The organism is Rhodococcus sp. 852002-51564_SCH6189132-a (assembly GCF_001665495.1).
In the GTDB taxonomy this organism is placed as follows: Bacteria; Actinomycetota; Actinomycetes; order Mycobacteriales; family Mycobacteriaceae; genus Rhodococcus; species Rhodococcus pyridinivorans.
Genome location: NZ_LZMJ01000037.1, coordinates 1 through 25843, shown reverse-complemented (window position 1 = coordinate 25843; position 25843 = coordinate 1). Strand labels below are relative to the sequence as shown.

25 protein-coding genes and 1 pseudogene are annotated in these 25843 nt (G+C 68.3%); 11 read left to right on the top strand and 15 right to left on the bottom strand.

All coding sequences use genetic code 11. From position 1 onward, the window contains the following. The first annotated feature begins 28 nt into the window (after positions 1–28). Complete coding sequence (locus tag A5767_RS08105; protein WP_064852057.1) at positions 29–1471, top strand: WS/DGAT/MGAT family O-acyltransferase; 1443 nt, start codon at positions 29–31, stop codon at positions 1469–1471. A gap of 115 nt (positions 1472–1586) precedes the next feature. Next, on the top strand, positions 1587–2840 hold the full coding sequence (locus A5767_RS08100) for an HRDC domain-containing protein (RefSeq protein ID WP_064852056.1): 1254 nt from the start codon (positions 1587–1589) through the stop codon (positions 2838–2840). 123 nt (positions 2841–2963) lie between these two features. Here A5767_RS08100 and A5767_RS23675 read toward each other — a convergent pair. Further along, positions 2964–3179: pseudogene (locus A5767_RS23675) on the bottom strand (oxygenase MpaB family protein); the annotation flags it as partial. Positions 3180–3545: 366 nt separating this feature from the next. On the opposite strand from A5767_RS23675, the gene A5767_RS08095 reads away from it, so the two are divergent. Next, positions 3546–4943 (top strand): sugar porter family MFS transporter, encoded by a 1398-nt coding sequence (locus A5767_RS08095; protein WP_024100730.1) that lies wholly within the window; start codon positions 3546–3548, stop codon positions 4941–4943. A 76-nt stretch (positions 4944–5019) separates the two neighbouring features. On the opposite strand, the gene dxs is transcribed toward A5767_RS08095, so the two are convergent. The 5 genes from dxs to A5767_RS08070 form a co-directional block, all read right to left on the bottom strand. Continuing rightward, positions 5020–6963: a 1-deoxy-D-xylulose-5-phosphate synthase gene (dxs, locus tag A5767_RS08090; RefSeq protein WP_072740497.1), complete on the bottom strand. Its 1944-nt coding sequence runs from the start codon at positions 6961–6963 to the stop codon at positions 5020–5022. A 159-nt stretch (positions 6964–7122) separates the two neighbouring features. Further along, positions 7123–8718, bottom strand: coding sequence for an MDR family MFS transporter (locus tag A5767_RS08085; RefSeq protein ID WP_006551358.1), 1596 nt, complete (start codon positions 8716–8718; stop codon positions 7123–7125). Next, complete coding sequence (locus tag A5767_RS08080; RefSeq protein WP_006551357.1) at positions 8715–9173, bottom strand: MarR family winged helix-turn-helix transcriptional regulator; 459 nt, start codon at positions 9171–9173, stop codon at positions 8715–8717. Before A5767_RS08080 ends, A5767_RS08085 begins: the two co-directional genes overlap by 4 nt. Positions 9174–9324: 151 nt before the next feature. Continuing rightward, positions 9325–10608, bottom strand: coding sequence for a class I SAM-dependent RNA methyltransferase (locus tag A5767_RS08075; RefSeq protein ID WP_024100728.1), 1284 nt, complete (start codon positions 10606–10608; stop codon positions 9325–9327). Then, a complete protein-coding gene (locus tag A5767_RS08070) occupies positions 10605–12602 on the bottom strand; it encodes an APC family permease (protein ID WP_006551355.1) in 1998 nt (665 codons plus the stop codon). The genes A5767_RS08075 and A5767_RS08070 overlap by 4 nt, the downstream gene beginning before the upstream one ends. Before the next feature lie 141 nt (positions 12603–12743). Here A5767_RS08070 and A5767_RS08065 point away from each other — a divergent pair, with 141 nt between their 5' ends. Beyond that, entirely contained in the window at positions 12744–13409 is a 666-nt protein-coding gene (locus tag A5767_RS08065; RefSeq protein WP_064060807.1) for a potassium channel family protein, read from the top strand. Positions 13410–13434: 25 nt separating this feature from the next. Further along, complete coding sequence (locus A5767_RS08060) at positions 13435–14088, top strand: potassium channel family protein (protein WP_016694461.1); 654 nt, start codon at positions 13435–13437, stop codon at positions 14086–14088. Here A5767_RS08060 and A5767_RS08055 read toward each other — a convergent pair. Both A5767_RS08055 and A5767_RS08050 read right to left on the bottom strand, forming a co-directional pair. Continuing rightward, on the bottom strand, positions 14085–14825 hold the full coding sequence (locus A5767_RS08055; RefSeq protein WP_006551352.1) for a DUF3159 domain-containing protein: 741 nt from the start codon (positions 14823–14825) through the stop codon (positions 14085–14087). The two genes, A5767_RS08060 and A5767_RS08055, sit on opposite strands and share 4 nt — an antisense overlap. A 76-nt stretch (positions 14826–14901) precedes the next feature. After that, a complete protein-coding gene (locus A5767_RS08050) occupies positions 14902–15276 on the bottom strand; it encodes an OB-fold nucleic acid binding domain-containing protein (RefSeq protein ID WP_006551351.1) in 375 nt (124 codons plus the stop codon). A gap of 183 nt (positions 15277–15459) precedes the next feature. Here A5767_RS08050 and A5767_RS08045 point away from each other — a divergent pair, with 183 nt between their 5' ends. Continuing rightward, positions 15460–16191: an alpha/beta fold hydrolase gene (locus tag A5767_RS08045; RefSeq protein WP_064852122.1), complete on the top strand. Its 732-nt coding sequence runs from the start codon at positions 15460–15462 to the stop codon at positions 16189–16191. 12 nt (positions 16192–16203) lie between these two features. On the opposite strand, the gene A5767_RS08040 is transcribed toward A5767_RS08045, so the two are convergent. Together A5767_RS08040 and dut are read right to left on the bottom strand one after the other, a co-directional pair. Then, positions 16204–17076, bottom strand: a complete 873-nt coding sequence (locus A5767_RS08040; protein WP_064852055.1) for a DUF3710 domain-containing protein — start codon at positions 17074–17076, stop codon at positions 16204–16206. Between the two features lies 1 nt (position 17077). Continuing rightward, the gene (gene dut / locus A5767_RS08035) at positions 17078–17548 is read right to left on the bottom strand and encodes a dUTP diphosphatase (protein WP_006551348.1); all 471 of its coding nucleotides are present in this window, start codon (positions 17546–17548) and stop codon (positions 17078–17080) included. A 126-nt stretch (positions 17549–17674) separates the two neighbouring features. Here dut and A5767_RS08030 point away from each other — a divergent pair, with 126 nt between their 5' ends. Next, positions 17675–18127 carry a DUF3093 domain-containing protein gene (locus A5767_RS08030; protein ID WP_006551347.1) on the top strand — a complete coding sequence of 151 codons (453 nt, stop codon included), beginning with the start codon at positions 17675–17677 and terminating at the stop codon, positions 18125–18127. A gap of 184 nt (positions 18128–18311) precedes the next feature. On the opposite strand, the gene A5767_RS08025 is transcribed toward A5767_RS08030, so the two are convergent. Continuing rightward, positions 18312–18614 (bottom strand): DUF4193 domain-containing protein, encoded by a 303-nt coding sequence (locus A5767_RS08025; RefSeq protein ID WP_006551346.1) that lies wholly within the window; start codon positions 18612–18614, stop codon positions 18312–18314. Between the two features lie 361 nt (positions 18615–18975). Between A5767_RS08025 and cei the strand changes: the two genes are divergently transcribed. Next, complete coding sequence (cei, locus tag A5767_RS08020) at positions 18976–19659, top strand: envelope integrity protein Cei (RefSeq protein WP_006551345.1); 684 nt, start codon at positions 18976–18978, stop codon at positions 19657–19659. An 86-nt stretch (positions 19660–19745) separates the two neighbouring features. Here cei and A5767_RS08015 read toward each other — a convergent pair whose 3' ends face one another. Next, positions 19746–20639 (bottom strand): inositol monophosphatase family protein, encoded by an 894-nt coding sequence (locus A5767_RS08015; protein WP_051121554.1) that lies wholly within the window; start codon positions 20637–20639, stop codon positions 19746–19748. A gap of 99 nt (positions 20640–20738) precedes the next feature. Here A5767_RS08015 and ppgK point away from each other — a divergent pair, with 99 nt between their 5' ends. Together ppgK and A5767_RS08005 are read left to right on the top strand one after the other, a co-directional pair. Beyond that, a complete protein-coding gene (gene ppgK / locus A5767_RS08010) occupies positions 20739–21524 on the top strand; it encodes a polyphosphate--glucose phosphotransferase (protein ID WP_024100721.1) in 786 nt (261 codons plus the stop codon). A 134-nt stretch (positions 21525–21658) separates the two neighbouring features. Further along, the gene (locus tag A5767_RS08005; protein ID WP_064852054.1) at positions 21659–23032 is read left to right on the top strand and encodes an RNA polymerase sigma factor; all 1374 of its coding nucleotides are present in this window, start codon (positions 21659–21661) and stop codon (positions 23030–23032) included. Positions 23033–23130: 98 nt separating this feature from the next. Here A5767_RS08005 and A5767_RS08000 read toward each other — a convergent pair whose 3' ends face one another. From A5767_RS08000 to A5767_RS07990, 3 genes are read right to left on the bottom strand one after another with little or no spacing between them, the layout of a single operon-like run. After that, on the bottom strand, positions 23131–24345 hold the full coding sequence (locus A5767_RS08000) for a cation:proton antiporter (RefSeq protein WP_019289208.1): 1215 nt from the start codon (positions 24343–24345) through the stop codon (positions 23131–23133). A gap of 9 nt (positions 24346–24354) precedes the next feature. Continuing rightward, positions 24355–24837 (bottom strand): cation:proton antiporter regulatory subunit, encoded by a 483-nt coding sequence (locus A5767_RS07995; protein ID WP_006551340.1) that lies wholly within the window; start codon positions 24835–24837, stop codon positions 24355–24357. A gap of 10 nt (positions 24838–24847) precedes the next feature. Further along, positions 24848–25228 (bottom strand): DUF952 domain-containing protein, encoded by a 381-nt coding sequence (locus A5767_RS07990; protein WP_064852053.1) that lies wholly within the window; start codon positions 25226–25228, stop codon positions 24848–24850. Between the two features lie 258 nt (positions 25229–25486). Between A5767_RS07990 and A5767_RS07985 the strand changes: the two genes are divergently transcribed. Beyond that, on the top strand, positions 25487–25681 hold the full coding sequence (locus A5767_RS07985; RefSeq protein ID WP_006551338.1) for a DUF7455 domain-containing protein: 195 nt from the start codon (positions 25487–25489) through the stop codon (positions 25679–25681). Positions 25682–25843: the final 162 nt, after the last annotated feature.

The window sequence follows — 25843 nt, the reverse complement described above, 5'->3', positions numbered from 1 at the left end:
TTTCTAGAACCTGTTCTACTCTTGATCCATGCAGCGTCTCAGCGGGCTCGATGCCGGTTTCCTCTATCTCGAGACCCCCAGTCAGCTCCTCCACATCTGCGGGCTGATCGTGCTGGATCCGTCCACCGTCCCGGGCGGCTACGACTACGTGAGCCTGCGCAACGAGCTCGAAGCGCGCCTCACCGCCGTACCCCAGTTCCGGATGAAGCTCGCCGACAGCAGGTTCAACCTCGACCATCCGGTCTGGGTCGACGACCACGACTTCGACCTCGACCGGCACGTCCACCACGTCGGCGTGCCCGCCCCGGGCAGCCGGACCGAGCTCGCGGAGCTGTGCGGTCACATCGCCGCGCAACCGCTGGATCGCTCCCGGCCGCTGTGGGAGATGTGGTTCGTCGACGGTCTCGACGACGGCAGGATCGCGGTCATCGCGAAGATGCACCACGCCGGGGTGGACGGGGTCTCCGGTGCCGCGCTCATCGCGCAGCTGTGCAGCCTCGACCCCGCCGATCCCCGGCCCGAACCGGTGCAGTGGGGTGCCGGCGACGCGAACGACCTCGCCATCGCGATCGCCGGAGCCCTCAACGTGGCGCGCCGGCCCCTGCACCTGCTGCGGATCCTCCCGGGCGCGGTCACATCGCTGACCTCGTGGATCGCCCGCGCACGACGCGGCGACGCCATGCCCGCGCCGTTCACGGCGCCGCGCACCCCGTTCAACTCCACCATCACCGGACACCGCAACGTCGGCTTCGCCGAGTTGAACCTCGACGACGTGACACTGGTGAAGAACGTCTTCGGCGTCACCGTCAACGACGTGGTGATGGCGGTGTGCTCCGGTGCGCTGCGCCGATATCTGGAGCGGCGCGGCGAGCTGCCCGACTCCCCGCTCATCGGGATGATCCCGGTCTCGGTCCACGGCAGGTCGGATCGGCCGGGACGCAACCAGGTCTCGGCGATGTTCGCCGACCTTCACACCCACATCGCCGACCCCGCCGAGCGGCTGCGAGCCCTTGCGGAAGCGAACGCGGTGTCCAAGGAGCACAACGCCGACCTCGGCGCGAACCTGCTGCAGGACTGGTCGCAGTTCCTCGGCGCGGCGGTCTTCGCCCCCGCGATGCGTGCCTACGCCGGGCTCCGACTCGCCGACCGGCATCCGGTGATCCACAACCTCGTGATCTCCAACGTGCCCGGACCGCCCGTCCCGCTGTACTTCCTGGGTGCGTGCATGACGGCGATGTACCCCTTCGGGCCGATCTTCCACGGCGCGGCGCTCAACGTGACGGTGCTCTCCCTCGACGGCAGGCTCGACATCGGCCTGATCTCGTGTCCCGATCTCGTCCCCGACCTGTGGGAACTCGTCGACGACTTCTCCCCCGCCCTCGAGGACCTCATCCTCGCGGCGGGTGCGGAGAACGACGACATCCTCACATCGGATGTGGAGCGCGACGATGTCGTCTCGCAGGAGAGGTGACGGTGTTCTGAGGGGAGTTCGCGAGGCGTCGAGCGGGTCCGTGCGTGTCCACCGATCGGACGTTCCGGACAGGAACGGAATTGCACACGGGGACGACACCGCTAGAGTCACGCCCATGCCGGCACAGAACGACGAGGACGAGCAGAAGAGCACGAGCGTGACCACGGTGCCGCTCCTCGAACCCCGCGACGGCGTCCCGAAGGTCGTCACCACGGCGCGCGGGGTCGCCGACGCGGCAGCGATGCTCGCGCAGGGACACGGCCCGCTCGCCGTCGACGCCGAACGCGCATCGGGCTACCGCTACTCCGGGCGCGCCTATCTCGTACAGCTCCGTCGTGACGGCGCCGGCACGGTGCTGCTCGATCCCATTCCCACGCGGGACGACCTCGCTCCCCTGACCGAGGTGATCAACGACCTCGAATGGGTCCTGCATTCCGCCGACCAGGATCTCCCCGGCCTGGCCGAACTCGGACTCCGTCCGGCGAAGTTGTACGACACCGAACTCGCCGGTCGTCTCGCCGGATTCCCCCGCGTCGGTCTCGCCGCGATCGTGGCCGAGACCCTCGGCCTCGAACTGCGCAAGGGCCACGGTGCGGCGGACTGGTCGACGCGACCGCTTCCCGACTCGTGGCTCAACTACGCCGCGCTCGACGTCGAACCGCTCGTGGAACTCCGCGACGCGATGGCGAGCGAACTCGAGCGGCAGAACAAGACCGAGTGGGCCGCTCAGGAATTCGAGCACATCCGGCTCGCGGGGCCGCCCGCTCCGAAGCCCGATCGGTGGCGGCGCACGTCCAAGATCCACGCGATCAAGGACCGACGCCGCCTGGCGATCGTCCGGGAACTGTGGACCACCCGCGACGAGATCGCCGCCCGGCGTGACATCGCCCCGGGGCGCATCCTTCCCGACTCCGCGATCATCGCCGCCGCGGAGGCGAATCCCACGAGCGTCGAACAGTTGCAGGAGCTTCCGGTTTTCGGCGGTCCGCGGCAGCGGCGTTCCTCCCGTGCGTGGTTCAACGCGATCGAGCGGGCCCGTGCACTGCCGGAGGACCGGCTCCCACCTCTCACGCCACCCCTGACCGGGCCTCCCCCAGCCGGCCGGTGGTCGCGTCACCACCCTGAGGAGGCCGCACGTCTCGCCCTCGCGCGCGGCGAACTCACCGCTCTGAGCGAGGAAGTCGCCGTTCCCGTCGAGAACCTGATCAGTCCCGAACTCGTTCGGCTCCTGTGCTGGGACTGGGACGTCTCCGACGGGGTCGACGTCGAGGAGTACATCGACGGCCGCTTCGCCGAGGGCGGGGCACGGCCGTGGCAGCGCGCGCTGACCGTGCCGCGACTCGCGAAGGCCCTGACGGCGGAGAACTGATCTCCGCCGTCTGCTCTGCGTGCCATCTACTTCCGGCTGCTGCCGCGTCCTGGACATCACATCAAGGCCGAAGAACCGCTCGTACACGTCGCGGCCGCCGTGGAACATCACCGCGGCGATCCACAACTGGAGCCTCGGATCGAAGGCGTTGTATCCGTCGGAGCGGACCGGTGCGTGGGCGCGGTCGACGAAACGCACCACCCTGCGCCGTTCCTCGTCGTCGCCGAACGCCACGAGGAAGAGGTACGCGCTCGTGTTCCGGAAAGGTGTGACGGGGTCGATGAGCGCCCTGCTGTGTTCCACCACACCGTGCTCTACCGGAGGCAGAGCGATCTCCATGAGGAACCTCCGGGTCAAGTCAGCGGGAACGCCGCTTCACCCACCACACCCCGTACCGTCGCGTCCGGTCGTCGCCGAGTCATGGAACGGGACTGTATTTCCAGATCGCACGGTGTCAAGCGGAGGTCCTCACCGCTTGGGCAGGTCGCAGACAGAGCGACGGCGCGGAGAGAATAGTTCTTAACTTCTTACCCACTCGGAGGCGTCGCCACACTCCATGCCGCGTTCGAAGTCCGCCTTGTGGGCGAGTTCTCGCCGGAAACGTCGAGTCGGCCGTTCACCCCGGCGTAATGTTCCCCTGAAGAAAACACACTGTGTCCAACCCTTTTCCCGCTCTCGCGGCCAGTCCGATCCAGGAGTTCCTCGGTGACCCAACCATCGACCGCACACGCCGCGAAAGTCATCGCCGTGACCGTCGCGGCGGCCGTGGGCGGTTTCCTGTTCGGCTTCGACAGCTCGGTCATCAACGGCGCCGTCGACTCCATCCAGGACAACTTCGCGCTCAGTTCGTTCGTGACCGGTTTCGCCGTCGCCATCGCCCTGCTCGGTTGTGCCGTCGGCGCGTGGTTCGCCGGACGCCTCGCCGACAGTTGGGGCCGCAAGCGGGTGATGCTCCTCGGCTCCGCCCTGTTCGTCATCTCGTCGATCGGGTCCGGTCTGGCCTTCAGCGTTCCCGATCTCATGCTGTGGCGTGTGCTCGGCGGCCTCGGCATCGGTATCGCGTCGGTCATCGCACCGACCTACATCTCCGAGATCGCACCCGCTCGCTACCGTGGCGCCCTCGCATCACTGCAGCAGCTCGCCATCACTCTCGGCATCTTCGCGGCCCTGCTGTCCGACGCGGTGCTGCAGAACGCCGCCGGTGGAGCGTCGAACGAGCTGTGGTGGAATCTCGAGGCCTGGCGGTGGATGTTCCTCGTCGGCGTCGCGCCTGCCGTCCTCTACGGTGTACTGGCGCTGACGATCCCGGAGTCCCCCCGCTATCTCGTCGGCAAGGACATGGACGAAGAGGCTGCGGCCGTCCTGGCCAACGTCACGGGCGAGCTCCGGCCCGACGAGCGTGTCCGCGAGATCCGGCTGACGCTGCGACGCGAGTCGAAGGCGTCCTTCGGCGACATCCGCGGCCCGGTCTTCGGTCTGCAGCCGCTGGTGTGGGTCGGCATCACGATGGCCGTCTTCCAGCAGTTCGTCGGTATCAACGCGATCTTCTACTACTCGACGACACTGTGGAAGTCGGTGGGCTTCACCGAGAACCAGTCGTTCACGACCTCGGTGATCACCGCCGTGATCAACGTGGTCATGACGTTCGTCGCGATCCTGTTCGTCGACAAGATCGGTCGCCGTCCGCTGTTGATGACCGGTTCGATCGGCATGTTCGTCAGCCTGCTGCTCGCCGCGATCGCCTTCTCGCAGGCGGTCGGCAGCGGTGAGGACGTCGAACTTCCGGCACCGTGGGGTGCGCTCGCCCTCGTCGGCGCGAACGCCTTCGTGATCTTCTTCGCCGCCACCTGGGGTCCGATCATGTGGGTGATGCTCGGCGAGATGTTCCCGAACCGCATGCGCGCGGTGGCCCTCGGTATCAGCACCGCCGCCAACTGGATCGCGAATTTCACGGTGACACTGGCGTTCCCACCACTCACCTCCGCGGTCGGCCTGTGGTTCCTGTACGGACTGTTCGCGTTCTTCGCCCTGCTGTCGTTCTTCTTCGTCAAGGCCAAGATCCCCGAGACCAAGGGCATGGAACTCGAGGAGATGCAGAGCTAGCCGATACAGACGCCAGGGGCGGTATCCGGATCACCGGATACCGCCCCTGGCGTTTGCTCACCTGCGTCGGTCGGACTCAGCCCGCTTCGCGGTCGGACTGCTCGACCGCCGACGGTCGCGATCGCTCCTCGGGTTCGCTGTCGAGGCCGGCGACCCAGCCGGTGACCTGACGCGCCACGTCCTGGGCAGTCAGACCGAGTTCGGCGTGGATCTCGTTGCGGGAGGCGTGATCGAGGAACTTCTGCGGCACCCCGAGATCGCGGGCGGGCACGTCGACGCCGTTGCGGCGCAACGCGGCGGAGACCGCCGAGCCGACACCACCGTGGAGGCCGCTGTCCTCGATTGTGACGACGATCCGGAAGCCGCGTGCGAGGTCGACCACCGCGTCGGGCACGGGGAACACCCATCGCGGGTCGACGACCGCGGCGTCGATGCCCTGCCTGGAAAGACGATCGGCGACGTCGAGCGCGAGACCGGCGAAGGCGCCGACCGCGACGATCAGTGCGTCGCCGCACCGCGACGGCGGCATCCGCAGCACGTCGACCGTGCCGTCGAGACGCTCGATCGCCGGGATGTCTTCTCCCACCGAGCCTTTGGGGAACCGGAGGACGGTCGGGCCGTCGGAGACGTCGAGCGCCTCACCGAGTTCCTCTCGCAGCGTCGCCCCGTCGCGCGGAGCGGCGACCCGGATGCCGGGAACGATTCCCAGCAGGGACAGATCCCACATGCCGTTGTGACTGGCCCCGTCGGAACCCGTGACGCCCGCCCGGTCGAGCACCACGGTGACCGGCTGCCGAAGCAGTGCGACGTCCATGAGCAGCTGGTCGAAGGCGCGGTTGAGGAAGGTCGAGTAGACGGCGACGACGGGATGCATTCCGCCGAGCGCGAGACCCGCCGCCGACGTCACCGCGTGCTGTTCGGCAATGCCGACGTCGAAGGTGCGCTCGGGGAACCGTTCGCCGAACTTGGCGAGGCCGGTCGGTCCGGGCATCGCGGCGGTGATCGCCACGACGTCCTCCCGCTTCTCCCCCAGCGCGATGAGTTCGTCGGAGAAGACCGACGTCCAGTCGGGAGCGGAGGCGGACTTCGCCCGGCCTGTGCGCGGATCCATCACGCCGGTGGCGTGCATCTGATCGGCGAGGTGGTTCTCGGCGGGCGCGTAGCCCGCTCCCTTGCGGGTGACGGCGTGGACGAGGACCGGACCGCCGTACGCCTTCGCGCGACGCAGCGCCGATTCCATCGCCTGCTCGTCGTGCCCGTCGACCGGGCCGAGATACTTGATGCCCAGATCGGTGAAGAGCACCTGCGGGCTGACCGCGTCCTTCACACCGGCCTTCATGCCGTGCAGCACCGAGTAGGCCGCCGAGCCGATCCAGGGGATCCGCTTGACGATGCGCCGACTGTTGTCGAGCACCTTCTCGTAGCCGGGCTTGAGGCGCAGCGCCGCGAGGTGCTCGGCGAGACCGCCGATCGTGGGCGCGTAGGAGCGGCCGTTGTCGTTGACGACGATCACCATCGAACGGTTCTGCCCGGCGGCGATGTTGTTGAGCGCCTCCCAGCACATACCGCCGGTCAGCGCGCCGTCGCCCACCACGGCCACCACGGTCCGATCGGACTGTCCGGACAGCGAATAGGCCTTGGCGAGTCCGTCGGCGTACGACAGGGCCGCCGAGGCGTGCGACGACTCGATCCAGTCGTGTTCGCTCTCCGCGCGGCACGGGTAGCCGGACAACCCGCCTTTCTGCCGGAGACCGTCGAACTCGTCGCGACGACCGGTGAGGATCTTGTGGACGTAGGCCTGGTGACCGGTGTCGAAGAGGATCGGATCGCGTGGCGAATCGAACACCCGGTGCAGAGCGATGGTCAGCTCGACGACGCCGAGATTGGGACCGAGGTGACCGCCGGTCGCCGCGACCTTCTCGACCAGGAATTCCCGGATCTCCCCCGCGAGCTCGGTGAGCTCCACAGGAGAGAGTCGACGTAGATCGTCGGGCGACTGGATGCGGGACAGAACACCCAACTGGAACAGCTCCCTCCGGCTCGTGCCTCACGCTCGTCGCGCGAGTGATTTCCTCAGTCTACGGAGCGCGGGAACGGAGCGTCTCCCGCCACCGCCTCGCTTCCGCGTGATCTCCTGGTCACCGGCGGACGGATCGTCCGCCGGTGAGCGAGGTCACCCTCACGAGGAGATGTCGGCGCGATCGGCCGGCGACTTCTCCTCGACGAGGTCGATGGTGGTGCGCAACGCCTGGTTCGGGATCAGCACCACTGCCACCAGGGTAACGACCGCGAACGCCGCCGCCACGAGGAAGAGGGTCGCCGTCGCGTCGCCGTAGGCGGCACGGATGACTTCGGCCACCGGCTCGGGCAGCTGGGAGAAGTCGAGGCTTCCACCCGATCCGCCGCCGGAGGTGTCCACACCGAGCTTCGCGAGACCGTCGGCGGAGATCGTCGCGACACGGGACGCGAGGATCGAACCGAGCACCGACACACCGATCGCGCCACCGAAGGTGCGGAAGAAGGCGACCGAGCTGCTTGCGGCGCCGATGTTGCGCACGCTCACGGTGTTCTGCACGGCGAGGACGAGGTTCTGCATCAGCATGCCGGTGCCCAGACCCACGATCGCGATGTACACGCTGATCAGCGTGAGCGAGGTGAGGTGGTCGACCGTGCCGAGCAGGCCGAAACCGACCATCTGCAGGATCGCGCCGCCGATCAGGAAGCCCTTCCACTTGCCGAAGCGCGTGATGAGCCCACCGGAGAGCATCGACGAGACGAGCGTGCCGGCGACCATCGGGATGGTGAGCAGACCGGCGACCGTCGGGCTGTAGGCCCGCGAGGTCTGGAAGTACTGGCCGAGGAAGGTGGTGGCGCCGAACAGACCGATACCGACGGCCACGGACGCGATGATCGCGAGACCGGTGGTGCGTTCGGTGACGATCTTCAGCGGGATGATCGGATCGGCGACCTTCGTCTCGACGATCAACGTCGCGACGAGCAGGACGATGCCGGCACCGACGTACAGGGCGGACTCGACCGAGATCCACTCGTAGTAGCCGGCCTTGCCGGCGAAGGACACCCAGACGAGCAGGACGCTCACCGCGGCGGTGATGAGCGTGGCGCCGAACCAGTCGATGCTCACGTTCTCCTTGCGGACGGTCGTGACATGCAGCGTGCGCTGCAGCAGGATCAGCGCGACAACGGCGATCGGAACGCAGACGTAGAAGCACCAGCGCCAGCCGAGGAGGTCGACGATGACACCACCGAGCACGGGTCCACCCGACATGGCGACGGCCATGACGGCGCCCATGTAGCCGGAGTACCGGCCACGCTGGCGGGGCGGGATGATGCTGCCGATGATCGCGACGACGAGAGCGGTCAGACCACCCATGCCGATGCCCTGGATCACGCGGGCGGCGAGCAGGACCGGCACGTTGTGCGCGATACCGGCCAGGACCGAGCCGATCACGAAGACCAGGATCCCGAGCTGGACGAGCAGCTTCTTGTTGAACAGGTCGGCGAACTTGCCCCAGATGGGCGTCGACGCGGCGTTCGCCAGCAGCGCCGTCGTGATGACCCAGGCGTACTGGGTCTGCGTGCCGTTCAGATCCGCGATGATCGTCGGCAGGGCGGTCGAGACGATGGTGCTGCTCAGCAGCGCCGTGAAGAGGGCGGCGAGGAGGCCCGACAGCACGACGAGGATCTCGCGGTGCGTCATCTGCTCCTCGGCTGCCGGAGCATCCGGCTGCGCTCCCTGTCCGGAGACTGTGGTCATGAATTGGTCCTTCGAGTATCGATGACGAGCGGAGCCAGGGAGGAGGTGAGACGTTCGAGCGTCGTGATGGCGCCTGCGATCTCGTCCTCGTGCCAGTCCGAGAGTTCTGCGGAGAGCCGTTCGGTCCGGCGCTTCTTCACGATGTCGAGGATCTCGATACCCGCGACCGAACAACTCACCCGATGAGCACGACGATCGTCGGGATCGGGATGTCGATCCACGAGGCCTCGCTCGACGAGTTCGGCGATCTGTCTGCTCAACGACGACTGGCTGACGCACATTTCGACGGCGAGCTCGCTGGGCCGGCACTCCCCCATCCGTGCGAGCACGAACAGCACCGCGACGAGCGCGGAAGGAAGCACATCGGTGTCGTGGTGCACGAGTGCACCGCGCAGCGTGCGACCGAACATGAAGATGGCGTCGGCGAGTTCGTGGGCCTGAGCCTTTTCCGGCACAGCGAACCTCCGTCGGAATGAACTAATTGATTACGTCATGCAACTATACAGATTAGTTGCGTACTACAAGCAATCTCTTTTCACGTCACACCAACTGTTGGATGCGGCCCTCGTCACACCTCGCCCCGAGCGGGTGCGACGGGAACCCGGTTCAACGGGTGAACAGTCCGATGCACTCCACGTGATGGGTGGAGGGGAACGCCGCGAAGGCCCGGACGTCCGCCAACTCGAATCCGTGGTCCCGGTACAGCCCCACGTCACGACCGAAGGACGCGGGATCGCAGCCCACGTGGACGATCCGGCGCGGCCCCGCTGCTGCCACGGCAGCCACCACGTCCTTGCCCGCCCCCGCCCGCGGCGGGTCGAGGACGACCACCTCGGGAGCCGGCAGATCGGGAATCACCCGCTCCACGCGCCCGTGACGGAAGGACACCCGGCCGAGGTCGGCGAGCGCCTCGATCCCGTCGTCCACGGCGGTCTTCGACGACTCGACCGACACCACCCGACCGGACGGACCGACCTGCTCTGCGAGCACGGCCGCGAAGACCCCCACTCCGCCGTACAGATCCCATGCCGTCGCACCCTCCGAGGTCTGCGCCCAGTCGGCCACCGCAGCCGAATAGGTCGACGCGGCACCGCGGTGGGCCTGCCAGAAACCGGTCGGCGCCAACCGCCACTCGCGTTCGCCGACCCGCTCGACCACACGTCCCGATCCTTCGATCACCTTCTCCGGACGGCGCGCGTTCACCGCCGCCCGCCGCGACGCCGCGCCGCGCCGGCCCTGCCGTCGCGCACCACCCGAGAGGACCGGAGGTGCGATCTCCACCACGTGCCGCCGGCCGTCCGCGTCGAGTACGACCTGCAGCTCCGCTCCCGGCTGCCACACACGATCGGTGAGGCCGACGTAGGCGTGCGGATCGATCTGCGGGCACGCCAGTTCCGGGACGACCTCGTTGCTGCGGTACCGGCGGTATCCCGGGTTCCCCACCACGTCCACCGCGAGCCGGACCCGGGTGCGCCACAGGGTGCCGTTGGACGCACCGCCCGGCACCTCCTCGACGGTCACCTCGCGGTCCACCCCACCGAGCCGGCGCAGCTGCTCGGCCACCACCGCGCCCGTGAAACGGCGTTGCGCCTCGACGGTCATGTGCGCGAGGTCGCAGCAACCCGCCCCTCCCGGACCGGAGATCGGGCAGACCCGATCGACGCGGTCCTCGGACGCCTCGAGCACGTCCTCCACGTCGGCGAAGCAGAACGACCCGCCCCGATCCTCGGTGACCCGAGCGAAGACACGCTCCCCCGGCAGTCCGTGCCGCACGAACACGACGCGCCCCTCGAACCGCGCGACACACGCACCACCGTGGGCGGGATTGCCGAGGATCACCTCGATCCTCCGGCCGGACCAATCCGTACGCGGGTGTGCCTGACGATTCACCGCGGTTCCTCCTCGTTGTCCAACTGTCGATCCTGCCCGTTGGGGGCGGCCCGCCCCACCGCACCGGCGTCCGCGGACGAGCGCAGCTGCCAGGGCACACTCGTCACCATCACTCCCGGCTGGAAGAGGAGCCGGCTCTTGAGCCGCAGGGCGCTCTGGTTGTGGAGCAGTTGCTCCCACCAGTGCCCCACCACGTACTCGGGGATGAAGACGGTCACGACGTCGCGGGGAGAATCGCGCCGCACCCGGCGGACGTAGTCGAGGACGGGCCGCGTGATCTCCCGGTAGGGCGATTCGACGACCTTCAACGGCACGGTGAGATCGCTCTTCTCCCATTCGAGTACGAGACGCCGGGTGCTCTCGTCGTCGACGTTCACGGTGATCGCCTCGAGGGTGTCGGGGCGGGTCGCCCGCGCGTAGGCGAGGGCGCGCATCGTGGGCAGGTGCAAGGTCGAGACGAGCACGATCGAATGGGTGCGGCTGGGCAGCACCCCGTCCCAGTCCGCCCTCTCGAGTTCGGCGGCGACCGTGTCGTAGTGGTGCCGGATCGCCTTCATGAGCCCGAACGCGACGACCATGGTCACCACTGCGATCCACGCCCCGGCGGCGAACTTGCCCGTCAGCACGACCAGCAGCACCACCGACGTGGAGACGCACCCGACGCCGTTGATCAGCCGCGACCGCGCCATGCGGCCCAGCGCCGACGGATCCGTCTCGGTGCTCAGTTCCCGCGTCCAGTGCCGCACCATGCCGGCCTGCCCCAGGCTGAACGCGACGAACACACCCACGATGTACAGCTGGATGAGCCGGGTGACCTCGGCCTCGAAGACCCACACGAAGACGACGGCGATCCCGGCGAGGAAGAGGATGCCGTTGCTGAAGGCGAGCCGGTCGCCGCGGGTGTGGAACTGGCGCGGCAGGTAACGGTTCTGCGCGAGAACCGAACCGAGCACCGGGAATCCGTTGAAGGCCGTATTGGCGGCGAGCACGAGGATCACGGCGGTGACGATCGTGATCAGGACGAACGCGGCCGGCACCCCCTCGAAGACGGTGTGCGCCAGCTGGGAGAGCAGCGTCTTCTGCTCGTAACCCTCGGGTGCACCGCGCAGCTGGGTGTCGGGATGCTCGGCCACCACCACACCGAGCCGCTCGGCGAGGAAGACCACCCCGAGGAACAGCGTGACGGCGATGCCACCGAGCACCAGCAGGGTCGTCGCGGCGTTGCGTGCCTTCGGCTTCTTGAAGGCCGGCACCCCCGTGCTGATCGCCTCGACACCCGTCAGCGCCGCGCAACCGGACGAGAAGGCGCGCGCGAGTAGGAGGACGAAGGCGAGCGCGGTCAGATCCGTCTGCTCGGCGACGAGTTCGAAGTCCGCCGACTCCGCACGCAGGTCGTCGCCGAGGACGAAGATCCGGAACATCCCGGCCCCGAGCATCACCAGCATGCAGCCCACGAAGGTGTAGGTGAGCACGGCGAACGCCCGGCCGGCGCGCCGGAGTCCGCGCAGGTTCACCGCGGTGAGCAGCACGATCGCGACGACGACGAAGAGCACCTTGTGCCGGGCGACGAACGGGACGGCCGATCCGACCGTCGCCGCCGCGGACGACAGCGACACCGCGACCGTCAGGACGTAGTCGACGAGCAGCGCACTGCCGACGGTCAGCCCTGCCGTGGGCCCGAGATTCTTCGTGGCGACCTCGTAGTCGCCGCCGCCGGACGGGTAGGCGCGCACGGTCTGGCGGTAGCCGGCGACCACGATCACGAGCACGAAGGCGACAGCGAGTCCGATCCACGGCGAGAAGGCGTAGGCGGACAACCCCGCGACGGAGAGGACGAGGAAGATCTCCTCGGGTGCGTAGGCGACCGACGACAGCGCGTCGGAGGCGAAGACCGGCAGTGCGGTGCGCTTGGGCAGCAACTCGTGCCCGAGAGTGTCGCTGCGGAAGGGGCGACCCAGCACGAGCCGCTTCGCCGCGGTGGAAAGCTTGGACACGCGCAAAGCCTATGCGGTTCCGGCCCCGAAGTACCCCTCGGCCGGGTCACGACCTCTCGAAGATCGTCACGCGGTACCGTTCGGATCGGCGGTCCACAGCGGTCCGTCTCGGAAAGATCGACCGGAACGGAGTCCACTGGGGTGTACGTGGTGGTGATGGGGTGCGGTCGGGTCGGTTCGGCGGTGGCCACCGCACTCGTCCGGCTCGGCCACGAGGTCGCGGTCATCGACCGCGATGAGAGCGCGTTCGGACGACTCGGCCCGGACTTCCCCGGGCGCACCGTGCTCGGCATGGGCTTCGACCGCGACGTCCTGATCTCTGCCGGCATCGAACACGCCGACGCCTTCGCGGCGGTCTCGTCCGGCGACAACTCGAACATCATCTCGACGCGCGTGGCCCGCGAGACCTTCGGCGTCGAACGCGTCGTCGCGAGAATCTACGACGCCAAGCGGGCCGCCGCGTACGAGCGGCTCGGCATCCCCACCGTGGCGACTGTGCCGTGGACCACCGACCGTTTCCTGCATGCGCTCACGCACGACAGCGAGACCGCCCGCTGGCGCGATCCCACCGGATCCGTCGCCATCGCCGAGGTGAACGTGCACGAGGGGTGGGTCGGACGACGCGTCACCGACCTCGAGGATGCCACGGGTTCGCGCGTCGCGTTCCTGATCCGGTTCGGCACCGGGTTGCTGCCCGACCGCAGGACGGTGCTGCAGGCCGACGACTCCGTCTATATCGCGGCCGTGGCCGGTTCGGTTTCGGAGGCGATCACACACGCCGAGAACCCGCCGGTCGACGAGAACTGACCCGTCCACCCGAGAGGAAGCCCACATGAAGGTGGCGATCGCCGGCGCCGGAGCGGTGGGGCGCTCGATAGCGCGGGAACTGCTGCGCAACGCCCACGAGGTGATGCTCATCGAGCGCAAACTCGACCACGTAGAACCCGAGTCCGTGCCGGACGCGACGTGGGTACACGCCGATGCCTGCGAACTCAGCTCGCTCGAATCCACCGGACTCGAGCAGTACGACGTCGTGATCGCGGCGACGGGCGACGACAAGGCCAACCTGGTCCTCAGCCTGCTCGCGACCACCGAGTTCGGTGTTCCACGGGTCGTAGCCCGCGTCAACGATCCGCGCAACGAGTGGCTGTTCGACGAATCGTGGGGTGTGGACGTCGCGGTGTCCACACCGCGCATGCTCGCGGCGCTGGTCGAGGAAGCCGTCACCGTGGGCGATCTGGTGCGGCTGATGACGCTGCGCAAGGGCGCGAACCTGGTGGAGGTCACCCTGCGCGACACCACCGCCCTCGCCGGGAAACCGGTCCGGAAACTGGAACTGCCGCGCGATACGGCACTCGTGGCGATCCTGCGCGGCGGGCGGGTGATCGTCCCTCAGCCGGACGATCCGCTCGAAGGCGGGGACGAACTGCTGTTCGTCACGGCGGAGGACGTCGAGGATGATCTCCGGCAGGCGGTGAACCGCTAGTCGCGGAGCCGGTGCCGACCGGGGAGCCGCGGCTGCCCGTCGTGCGTGCCGTGCTCGTCGCGGGGCTTGTTCGACAGCCCGTCGTCCGTCGCCGGATCGTCGGCCGGCGCGTCACCGACCGTCTCCGAGGGCGCGGGTTCGACGATGCGGTCGGCACGCCGGACCGCCCAGAGGGTCACGAGCAGGGCAAGAGCAGTAAGCGGCCAGCCCATGCCGATCCGGGCCACCGCGAGCCAGCCGGTGCGGTCCTCGTCGTAGAGGTGGTTCTGCACGAGATAGCGACCGAGGAAGACCAGGGTCCACGCGAGGGTCGCGACGTCGTAGGCGCGCACCGCGGTGGTATGCGAACGCCACCGCGATCCCTGGCCGTTGAGCATCCCCCAGATCACGCCCACGAGCGGTCTGCGGACGAGCACGGACAACAGGAATGCGCCCCCGTAGACCAGGCTCGCGTAGATCCCGAAGAGGAAGTATCCCTTCGCGTCGCCGGTGCGATGAGCGATGAAGGCACACAGGGCGACTCCGAAGAAGCCCGAGATCGCGGGCTGGATGGGGGTGCGCTGGATCAGGCGCCACACGAGCACCGCGAGGGCGACGCCCAGCGCGGACCAGATGGCGACGGTGAGGCCCCACAGGCTGTTGACGGGGACGAACACCAGCACCGGCAGCGTCGAATAGACCAACCCGCTGATCCCACCGAGTTGTTCGAGCATCGTCTGCTGGTTGGTGTCGCTCACTCCTACGAGCCTGCCACATCCGGCACAGGGGTACGACCCTGCGTGCACCAGGGGCACCACTCCGCGCGCACAGAGGTCAGGCGGGCTCGCGCAGCTCGTAGTAGGGGTTGTAGATCACCTTGCGTCCGTCGCGTTCGCCGACACGACCGCGGACCATCAACGTACGCCCGGGCTCGATCCCCGGAATGCGCCGACGACCGATCCACACGAGCTGGATCGAGTCGGTCCCGTCGAAGAACTCCGCCTCGACGACGGCGGCAGCGGCACGCGAACACGACTCGACACTGCGAAGACGTCCGTACATGGTCACTTCCTGACCGCGGGCGCATTCGACGACGGGTAGGGCGCCCGTGGAGTGCGAGGATTCGGCCATCTGCTCGGCATCGAGTTCTTCGATGTCCTCGGTGAGCCGCCGTGTGAGCCGACGCAGGTAGCCGGCCGGGGAAGCCATAACACGCTCCTGTACGGAAGGGGCACGGATCTCGCGCCACCGAACTCTTCTTCGCCCGCCACTGTAGACCCATTCTCGCCGGATACAAGTTGCACGGTGCACACGCGCGTGCAGCCGTCGGTCGTCCTGCTGTGCGGGCAGGTGAGCGCGGTCTCCGGGGTTCGATGGTGCAGGATCGTCCGCATGTCCCACAGCGAATCCCCGGTCCCCCCGACCGCCGGCACCGCGGTCGTGCTTCCCGGCACGGGTTCGGACGCATGCTTCGCCGAGAAGGCGTTCGGCGCCGAACTCCGACGGCGGAGCATCATCCCGATCGCCGTCGATCCGGATCCGCGCGGTGTGGTGGCGAGCTATCTCACCGCGCTCGACGAGGCGGCCGAGAACGGGCCGATCCTCGTCGGAGGGGTGTCGATCGGTGCAGCCGTCGCGTTGAGGTGGGCATACGACAATCCGGACCGGGTCGTCGGCGTCCTCGCTGCCCTACCTGCATGGACCGGCGATCCGCGGGAGGCGCCGGCCGCCGCGAGCGCGCGGTGGACGGCCTCCGAACTGCGCGCCCACGGGCTCGATACGGTCACCGCTGCGATGACGGCGTCGAGTCCGCCCTGGCTCGCCCGGGAATTGACGCGTTCGTGGAGCGCCCAGTGGCCCGATCTCCCGTCCGCGCTGGACGAGGCCGCACACTACCGGGCACTCGACGTCGACGAACTGCGTGCCGTGACCGTGCCGGTCGGTATCACCGCCGCGGTGGACGACGCGGTTCATCCGCTCGCAGTGGGGCGGCAATGGTCGCGGGAGATCCCTCACGCGGAACTCGCGACGGTGACACTCGAACAGGTCGGGGACGACCCCTCCGTGCTCGGGAGGTTGTGCCTCGCCGCGCTCGACAGGATCGTCCCCGTCCCGAACCGATGATCGGTACCGGCCTCAGAAGCCGAGTTGCTGCATCGCCGAACCGGATTCGCCGCGGCGCGGCGGCGTCTGCCGGGCGGGCGGGACCTGCTGCGTCTGCTGGGCGGGCTGTTCCGGCGGGGCCGTCCGCGGAACGGGCTGCGCCGGAGCTGCGCCCTGTTGCTGCTGCGCGGCGGCCTGCTGTTGCTGCTGCGCGGCGGCCTGCTGTTGCTGCTCCTGCGCCGCGACGAGCTGGCGGGTGAGTGCCTCGGGCAACACGATCGGCAGCGGTGTACGCACCGGATGGGGTTCGGATCCGCGACGGACGACGGTGCCGGAGATCACCGACCGTGCGATCCCGACGAGTTCGGAGTCGGCTCCGGCGTTCCCCGAGGGCGCCGCGACGACACAGCGGATCATCCAGCGGAAGCCGTCGACACCGATGAACCGGAGATCCGCGTTCGCGGTCCTGCCGTGCAGTTCGCGACCCCACGGCCCCGATTCGATGCTGACCTCGGCCTTGTCGTTGCGCAGCGTCTCCGCGAGCTCGGCGGCGACCTCACGCCACTGTCCCGGCGACTTCGGTGCGGCGTACGCGGAGACCGTGATGCGCCCGAACTGGGTCACGAGATGGACGTTCTGCGGCGTCCCGTTCGGAGCCATCTCGACCTGGATCTGACCACCGGCCGGCAGCGGTACGAGCACGGATCCGAGGTCGAGACGGGAGGCGGTCACCGTCTCCTCGTCGACCTCGTCGATGTCGTACGGGCCGGAATCGGCCGCACTTCCGGTGGCGTACTCGTCGTACTCCTCGTCGGCGGGCTCGTCGTACGCGCCGAGGTCGCCGGCGGAAGCGGCGTCGGTCGCCTCGATGTTCGACCCGCGGTCCTTGCGGCGTCGTCCGAACATGTCAGGAACCCTCCTTCACGAGGCCGGCGTGCCCGCCGCTCGATCCGTATCCGCCGCTGCCCCGCGCCGTGTCGTCGAGCTCGTCCACTTCGACGAATTCGACGAGTTCGACACGCTGGACGAGCAGCTGCGCGATGCGGTCGCCTCGGCGGAGTTCGACGGCGCGCTCGGTGTCGTGGTTGATCAGACACACCTTGATCTCTCCACGGTAGCCCGCGTCCACCGTCCCAGGAGTGTTCACGACGGACAGACCGAACTTGGCGGCGAGGCCCGAACGCGGGTGGATCAGGCCGACCGTGCCCACGGGCAGCGCGACGGCGATGCCGGTGCCGACGAGCGCCCGCTCCCCCGGGCCGAGGGTCACGTCGACCGACGTGCACAGGTCCACACCGGCGTCACCGGGGTGGGCACGAGTGGGCACGGGGAGCTCCGGATCGAGCCGGCGCAGCGGTATCGGGGGAAGATCGGTCACGTCGTCCGAGACTACTCGCGTGCCGGGTCGCTCCGCCGAGGCGACTATCCTTACGGTGTGTCCCGTTCCTCGCGCACCTCACCGACTACACCTCCGACGGCCGACGCTCCGACCTTCTCGGAGCGGATGTGGGTGCCGTGGTGGTGGTGGCCGATCGGGCTCGGTGTGGCCGCCCTGCTCGCGGCCGAGCTGCACATGGGTGCCCCGGGGATGTACGCGTGGCTTCCCTACGTCCTTCTGCTCCCGGTCCCGATCTGGGTCCTGACCTGGCTCTCACGCAGCCGGGTCGAGGTGGTCGACGGCGAACTCGTCGTCGGTCGCGCACATCTGCCCGTCGACGTGATCTCGCGGGGTGTGGTGGTTCCGGCGTCGGCCAAGAGCGCCGCGATGGGCCGCCAGCTCGATCCGGCGGCGTTCGTCCAGCACCGTCCCTGGGTGCGGACCATGGCGCTCGTCGTGCTCGACGACCCGGAGGATCCGACACCCTACTGGCTGGTGAGCACGCGGCGGCCTGCCGAACTGCTCGCGGCGCTGGGTTGCGACGAGTCGGGCCGCAAGGACGATCCGACCCGCAAGTAGGCTGTTCGAACGGGCACCGGGTCCCCGGATACGACAGGGCCCGGATACGACACGGCCCCGGATGCCGGGAACAGCAGAGGCTGCCGCGGCGCCGGGGCACGCAGGAGGGAGACGCGGGTGACCACGGCGCATCGTCGTCACCCGGCCTCGTTTCGCACCTATGTCCTCACGCTGCCCTATGTCCTCACGCTGCGCAGTCCCGGCAGATCATGACACCGTTCTCCTCGCTCGCGAGTCTGCTCCGGTGATGCACCAGGAAACAGCTCGAGCAGGTGAACTCGTCGGCCTGCTTCGGGACGACACGCACCGACAGCTCTTCGCCGGACAGATCCGCCCCGGGCAGCTCGAAGGACTCGGCGGTGTCCGATTCGTCGACGTCCACCACAGCGGACTGGGCCTCGTTGCGCCGGGCCTTCAGTTCCTCGAGTGAATCCTCCGACACATCGTCGCTGTCGGTCCGCCGGGGTGCGTCGTAGTCAGTCGCCATTTCCTCTTACCTTCTAGTACTCGTACCGGTAGCCGGCCGGGGCACGGACGGTGCTCCCGGCCAGGGCAACGCACGGCCGTCCGTTGGAGTTCCCGACGGGTGTGCCATTGCTGTGGCATACCCGAATTGACTCTGTTTTCGCGCCGCACCGCCCATTCTTGGACGGTTCGGCCGCCGAACAATAGCCGACCTCACGCACGAATATGCAATCGATGCGTGGAAACGCCGGGAATTGTCTGGCAATCGTCATCAACAACACAACGGCTCGTGACATTTCCTCGGGTCGGCGGTTCCACCGACCACGTCCGCGACCTCTACAGTGAGTGCGACGAACACGGCATGACACGAGAGGCAGGGCCGCGTGGTTTCCCTGATCACCGAAGGAAGCGCAACCGATGACCGCGGCCGCCCGTTCCGTCGGCGCCGGGTGGTCCCGGCCGCCGTGGCGGGTGCCGTCCTCGCCGCAGGCACGATCGTCGTGTGGTCCTCCGTGTTCACCTCGTCCGAGCCCGTCACGACCACCGTGGCGTGCAACGCTCCCCCGACCGAGGCCACCGACCCCGAAGGCCCGCAACCGGCTCCGCTCGGCGAGGTCGTGGACCGGTCGACGCTGCTCGAGGTCGAACCCGCTCCCCTGACGGCCACCCGGGTGCGCGTCTACAACGCCAACGGCGAACGCGGCCAGGCCACGCACGTGGCCGCTCAGCTGAGCGATTACGGTTTCTCGAGCCCGCCCGACGTGCAGGCCGGCAACGATCCGGTCTACGTCGACCAGAACATGCAGTGCCAGGGGCAGATCCGCTTCGGCGAGGCCGGGCGCGCTGCTGCGTCCTCGGTGTGGTTGCTCGCCCCGTGCGCCGAGTTGGTGCAGGACACACGCGAGGACGACACCGTCGACCTCGCGCTGGGAACCTACTTCCGGGACATCTCCCCCGGGGCGGATGCCGAAGAGGTCCTGCGGGCACTACGCGAGGTCCCGGCGGGCGAGGAGACGGCTCCGCTCGACCTCGATCTACTCACGGCCGCACGCAATGCCCGGTGCTGAATCTCTTTTCACAGACCGTGCATCCTGTTTTTCGTCACTGTTGCGGCAAAAGGTGACGAACCACAATTCATGATGTGACGAAACGGTCAATTCGGAATTGCGTCGAGCGCTCCGATTTCGGCGAGCAGAGTTTCGAAATCGGCCGCGATCCCCGGCGCGGCCGCGACCGTGAGTTCCCCGTCGTCCCCGGTGCCGCTCGGGACACGCACCACCGCACCGGCTTCCGCAGCGACGAGCGCCCCCGCCGCCCAGTCCCAGGGACCGAGTCCGTGTTCGTAGTGGGCGTCGACCCTGCCGGCCGCGACCATGCACAGGTCCAGGGCGGCCGCTCCGACACGCCGGATGTCGCGCACCCTCGGTAGCAGCGCTGCCACCAGCTCACCCTGACGTGCGCGTCGTGCCGGCGAGTACGAGAAGCCGGTCGCCACGAGCGCCAGTCGCGGATCCGTCACGGGATTGCATCGCAACGGCACCCGCGTGCCGTCGACGTCCAGATGGGCACCGAGACCCTCTGCCGCCGAGAACGTCTCCCCCGAGGCGATGTCGACGACGGCACCGGCCACCGAGCGTCCGTCGACCCGCGCGGCCACCGAGACCGCCGAGGCGGGGAGTCCGTAGACGAAGTTGACGGTGCCGTCGATGGGATCGACCACCCAGACGACTCCGCTCGCGGCAGTCGCCGTCCCGCCGTCGGCCCCGGTCTCCTCGCCGAGGAAGGCGTCGCCCGGCCGCAGTTCCGTGAGCCGACGCCGGATGAGTTCCTCACTCTCGGTGTCGGCGGCGGTGACGGGATCGGTCACCGTCGATTTCGTCCCCACACTGGCGGCCTCCCCCGAGCCCGGAGGACCGAACAGTTCGACCCGGCGTACACGGACGTAGGACGCGGCCTCACGGGCGACGGTCACCGCCACATCCCTCAGCGCGGACAACTCGGATTCGGGGATTGTTCTCTGTGCGTGCACGAACCGATCCGAACACAGTGCCGACGGTTTCGCCACCGACCCCGCACCCGGTGACACCGGGCACTATCGTTTCCACGAGCGGAGCAGCCGGCCCCACCCAGCGAGAGGAAGTACGCAATGGCACAGGACGTCCCCACGGACCGAGCGACTCCCGTCAACCACGGATTCGGAGTCGACATCGGGGGAAGTGGCGTCAAGGGTGCCGTGGTGGATCTCGACACGGGCCGCTTGGTCGGCGACCGCATCAAGATCCTCACTCCGCAACCGTCCACTCCCGAGGCCGTGGCGAAGACGGTGGCGCAGATCGTCGAACAAGCCGGCTGGACGGGTCCCGTCGGCGTGACCCTGCCGAGCGTGGTCACCGGAGGTGTCGCCCGCACCGCCGCCAACATCGACAAGTCGTGGATCGGGACCGACGCCGGATCCCTCTTCTCGCGGGTGCTCGGCGGCCGGGACGTCTCGGTGCTCAACGACGCGGACGCCGCGGGAATCGCCGAGGACCGCTTCGGTGCCGCCAAGGACACCGACGGCGTGGTGATCCTCCTGACCTTCGGCACCGGGATCGGTTCGGCCGTGCTGCACAACGGTGTACTGCTGCCCAACACCGAGTTCGGGCACATGGAGGTCGACGGCAAGGAGGCCGAGCACCGCGCCGCCTCGTCGGTCAAGGAGCGCAACGACCTGTCGTACAAGCAGTGGGCCAAGGAGGTCTCGCGCGTCCTCGCCCGCTTCGAGGATCTGCTCTGGCCCGACCTGTTCATCGCGGGCGGCGGCATCAGCCGCAAGCACGAGAAGTGGATCCCGCTCCTGACCAACCGCACCCCGGTGGTCCCCGCCGAACTGCGCAACGCGGCGGGAATCGTAGGGGCTGCTTATGCTGCGAAAACAGGTGTCACTCCCTGAGTCCGGCGCATCGGCCGCCCGAGGGATCGTTACAATGGTCCCCAGCAGGCCGGAACCGGCCCTCATCCCGACAGACCTCTCCGCCGGAATCACTCTGGCGCGACGCCGCACTACCTCGTCACGAAAGGGCGTACGTGGCAGCCACCGACATCCACACCGCTGATTCCGCCAACGAATCGGCACCCGTTGCGGACGCTTCGAGCGTCGCAGGCGCTGCGGACTCCGCGGAGGGCACCGCTCCCGGTGCCAAGCCGCCGGCGAAGAAGACCGCTGCGAAGAAGGCCCCCGCGAAGAAGGCGGCCGCCAGGAAGGCTCCTGCGAAGAAGGCAGCCGCCAAGAAGACCACCGCGAAGAAGGCAGCGAAGAAGGCCACGAAGGCTGCGGGTTCGGGCGACGAGGACTTCGTCGCCACCGAGGAAGCGGACCTCGCAGACCTCGAGGTCTCGGAGGGTGATCTCGCCGGCGCCGAGGATGTGGTGGTCGAGGACGACGAGCCCAGCGAGAAGGACAAGGCCTCGGGCGACTTCGTCTGGGACGAGGAGGAGTCCGAGGCGCTGCGTCAGGCACGCAAGGACGCCGAGCTCACCGCCTCGGCCGACTCCGTGCGCGCCTACCTCAAGCAGATCGGCAAGGTCGCCCTCCTCAACGCCGAGGAGGAAGTCGAGCTCGCCAAGCGCATCGAGGCCGGTCTGTACGCGACCCACATGCTGCAGCAGCTGGCGGCGAAGGGCGAGAAGCTCCCCGTCGCGCAGCGCCGCGATCTGAACTGGATCTGCCGCGACGGCAACCGGGCCAAGAACCACCTGCTCGAGGCGAACCTCCGTCTCGTCGTCTCGCTCGCCAAGCGCTACACCGGCCGCGGCATGGCGTTCCTGGACCTGATCCAGGAAGGCAACCTCGGTCTGATCCGCGCGGTCGAGAAGTTCGACTACACCAAGGGTTACAAGTTCTCCACCTACGCGACCTGGTGGATCCGTCAGGCCATCACCCGTGCCATGGCCGACCAGGCCCGCACCATCCGTATCCCGGTGCACATGGTCGAGGTCATCAACAAGCTCGGTCGTATCCAGCGCGAGTTGCTCCAGGATCTGGGCCGCGAGCCCACGCCCGAGGAGCTCGCCAAGGAAATGGACATCACGCCGGAGAAGGTGCTGGAGATCCAGCAGTACGCGCGTGAGCCCATCTCCCTCGACCAGACGATCGGCGACGAGGGCGACAGCCAGCTCGGCGACTTCATCGAGGACTCCGAGGCCGTCGTGGCCGTCGACGCCGTCTCCTTCACCCTGCTGCAGGATCAGCTGCAGTCGGTGCTCGAGACCCTGTCCGAGCGTGAAGCGGGCGTCGTGCGTCTGCGCTTCGGCCTCACCGACGGCCAGCCGCGTACCCTCGACGAGATCGGTCAGGTCTACGGCGTGACGCGCGAGCGCATCCGTCAGATCGAGTCGAAGACCATGTCGAAGCTGCGCCACCCGTCGCGGTCGCAGGTGCTGCGCGACTACCTCGACTGACATCTGTCACGAAGAACGAGGGCCATCCGATCGGGCGGCCCTCGTTCTTCGTTCCGGACCCCGAGGTCAGCAGAAGAAGGCCGCTGGAGAAGGGGCCGCTAGAGAAGCTCCGGTTCGTCTCCGGGAAGGCGCTGTCGCTCGTCACCTCCGGGGAGTCGTGTGGATGCGAACCGCATCACCGGTTCGACGACCCGCGCGGCCACCGGACCGAGCACGGCGGTGATCATCACGTATGCCGAAGCGATCGCCGCGAGGCGACTGTCGACGTGTCCGGAGGCGACGGCCAGCCCGGCGATCACGATGGAGAACTCTCCCCGGGCGATGAGTGCCGCGCCGGCGCGCGCCCGGCCCATCACGGCGATACCGTGACGGGCCGCCGCGATCCATCCGGTGACGAGCTTCGTCAGCGCGGTCAGCACGGCCAGCAGGATCGCCCAGCCGAGCACCGGCGGTATCGCCGTCGGATCGGTGTTCAGCCCGAAGAAGACGAAGAAGATGGCGGCGAACAGGTCGCGGAGCGGTTCGAGGACCCGGACCGCGTTGTGTGCCGTCGAACCGGAGATGGCGATGCCCAGCAGGAAGGCGCCCACGGCCGCGGACACCTGCAGGGCCGACGCGATCCCCGCCACCAGCAGCGCTGCGCCGAGCAGCTTGAGCAACAGCGTTTCCCGATCGGGGCTGTCGAGCACGACCGAGACGTAGCGCCCGTATCGCACCACCAGCACCAACACCACGGTGACGAGACCGAGTGAGATCGCGACGGCTTCGAGGCCGCCGAGCAGACTCACGCCCGCCAGGATCGCAGTGAGGATCGGGAGGTAGACGGCCATCGCGAGATCCTCGAAGACGAGGATCGACAGGACGACCGGTGTCTCGCGGTTGCCGAGGCGCCCCAGATCGGCGAGGACCTTCGCCACGATCCCGGACGACGAGATGTAGGTGACACCCGCAAGCACGAAGGCGCCGATGGGTCCGAGACCCAGGATCAGCGCGATGGCGGCTCCCGGCACCGCGTTCAGGGCGAGGTCGAGCAGGCCTGCCATCCGGGAGCGTCGCAGACCGCTGATCAACTCGTTCGCTGTGTACTCGAGACCGAGCAGCAACAGCAGCAGGACCACGCCGATCTCGCTGGCGATGTGACTGAACGCCCCGATATCGCCGAGCTGGATGAAGCCACCATTGCCGAAGCACAGGCCGCCGATCAGATAGAACGGGATCGGCGACATGCCGATCCGCGCCGCGAGCCGTCCGAGGACGCCGAGTCCGAAGAACACCGCACCCAGTTCGATGAGTGCGAGTGTCGTCGTGTCCATTCTGCGGGATCAGCCGTTGCGCAGGATCCTGGCGGCCGCGTCGAGACCGTCGGCCGTTCCGACCGTCACCAGGATGTCCCCACCCGTGAGAACGAAGTCGGGTGTCGGGGACGGCATGACCTGACCGGCACGCATCACGGCCACGACGGACACACCGGTGCGGGTGCGCAACGCGGTGTCGCCCAGTACCGCTCCGTCGAACCGTGAATCCTCGTGGATGTGGAGCTGGCGGGTGAGGATTCCGGGCAGGTCGCGGTGGTCCTCACGCAACTGGGCGACGAGCTGTGGGGCACCGAGCAGATTGCTGAGCGTCGCCGCCTCCTCGACGGTGAGAGGCAGGGAGGCCGCACACGCGTCGGGGTCGCCCGCCTTCGAGATGATGAGGTCGCTGTGACCGTCCCGATGGGTGATCACCCCGATGCGGCGCCCGGAGGCCAGTTCGAAGTCCTTGCGTACACCGATCCCGGGAAGCGGCGTCACGTCGACGATCATGGTCGAAAGACTAGTCCTCCGGACCGACGGCGTCCGCTCGCTCCCGGTCGAGGGGCGGGAACCGACCGTCCGGTCCCGGCAGGTAGGGCGTCACCTCCACAACGACGTCGACGGGCAGGGGCCCGTAGAGGTGCGGAAAGCGCATCGAATCCGGGTCCTCCGGTACGCCGGGTTCGAAACGGAGCGGGTCGACGAGGCGCGTCGGGTCGACGCGCAGCAGGAGGAGGTCCGTGCGGCCTGCGTACAACCGGTCGGCGGGCAGGTGCACCTGGTGCGGGGTCGACAGGTGGACGAAACCCTGGGTCCCGAGGGAGTCCGGCACGACCGCCCCGAGGGGTCGGAAGTGGTCCCAGTCGTCGCGGGAGATGATGTGCAGCAGGGTCTCGGTCATGGCGTCATTGTGCGTCGGACAGCCCGTCCGGGGCGTTTCCGGCCCCCTCGGGCTCTGCGCTGTGAGCGAACACACCGTGCGGAAAACGGCCATGTCGAAGCATTTTCGCTGTTCGATGCGTGAAACACGCCACCATTGGGCATCCAGGGGAACAACACGTGAATACGAATCGTCTGTCAGAGTAGATCCACCGCGCCGGCCGGTGCGGCGGACCAGACCCCGGCACCCGATATGAGCGGTGGCCAGTTTGGAGGAGTCATGCCCGGTACGTTGACCAGCCCGAAATTGACCGCTGCAGATCGCTGCGATCGGTGCAATGCCGCCGCTCGTGTCCGCGCCGTCCTTCCGACCGGCGGAGAACTGTTGTTCTGCGGGCACCACGCGAACGAGCACACCGACCGCCTCCGTGAACTCGGAGCGACGATCGTGAGCGAGTCCGACGCCACCGTGTGATCCGCCGTCCGGAACCACGGTTCCGAGACCCGACCGAACGGGGGGGCCCCCCCCCGGGGGGGGGCGGGGGGGGGGGGGGCCAAAAAACACGCGCGACGGACCCGCGGGGGGGGGGGGGGGGGGGGGCCGACCCCCGCGGGCCCCCCCCCCCCCCGGCCCCCC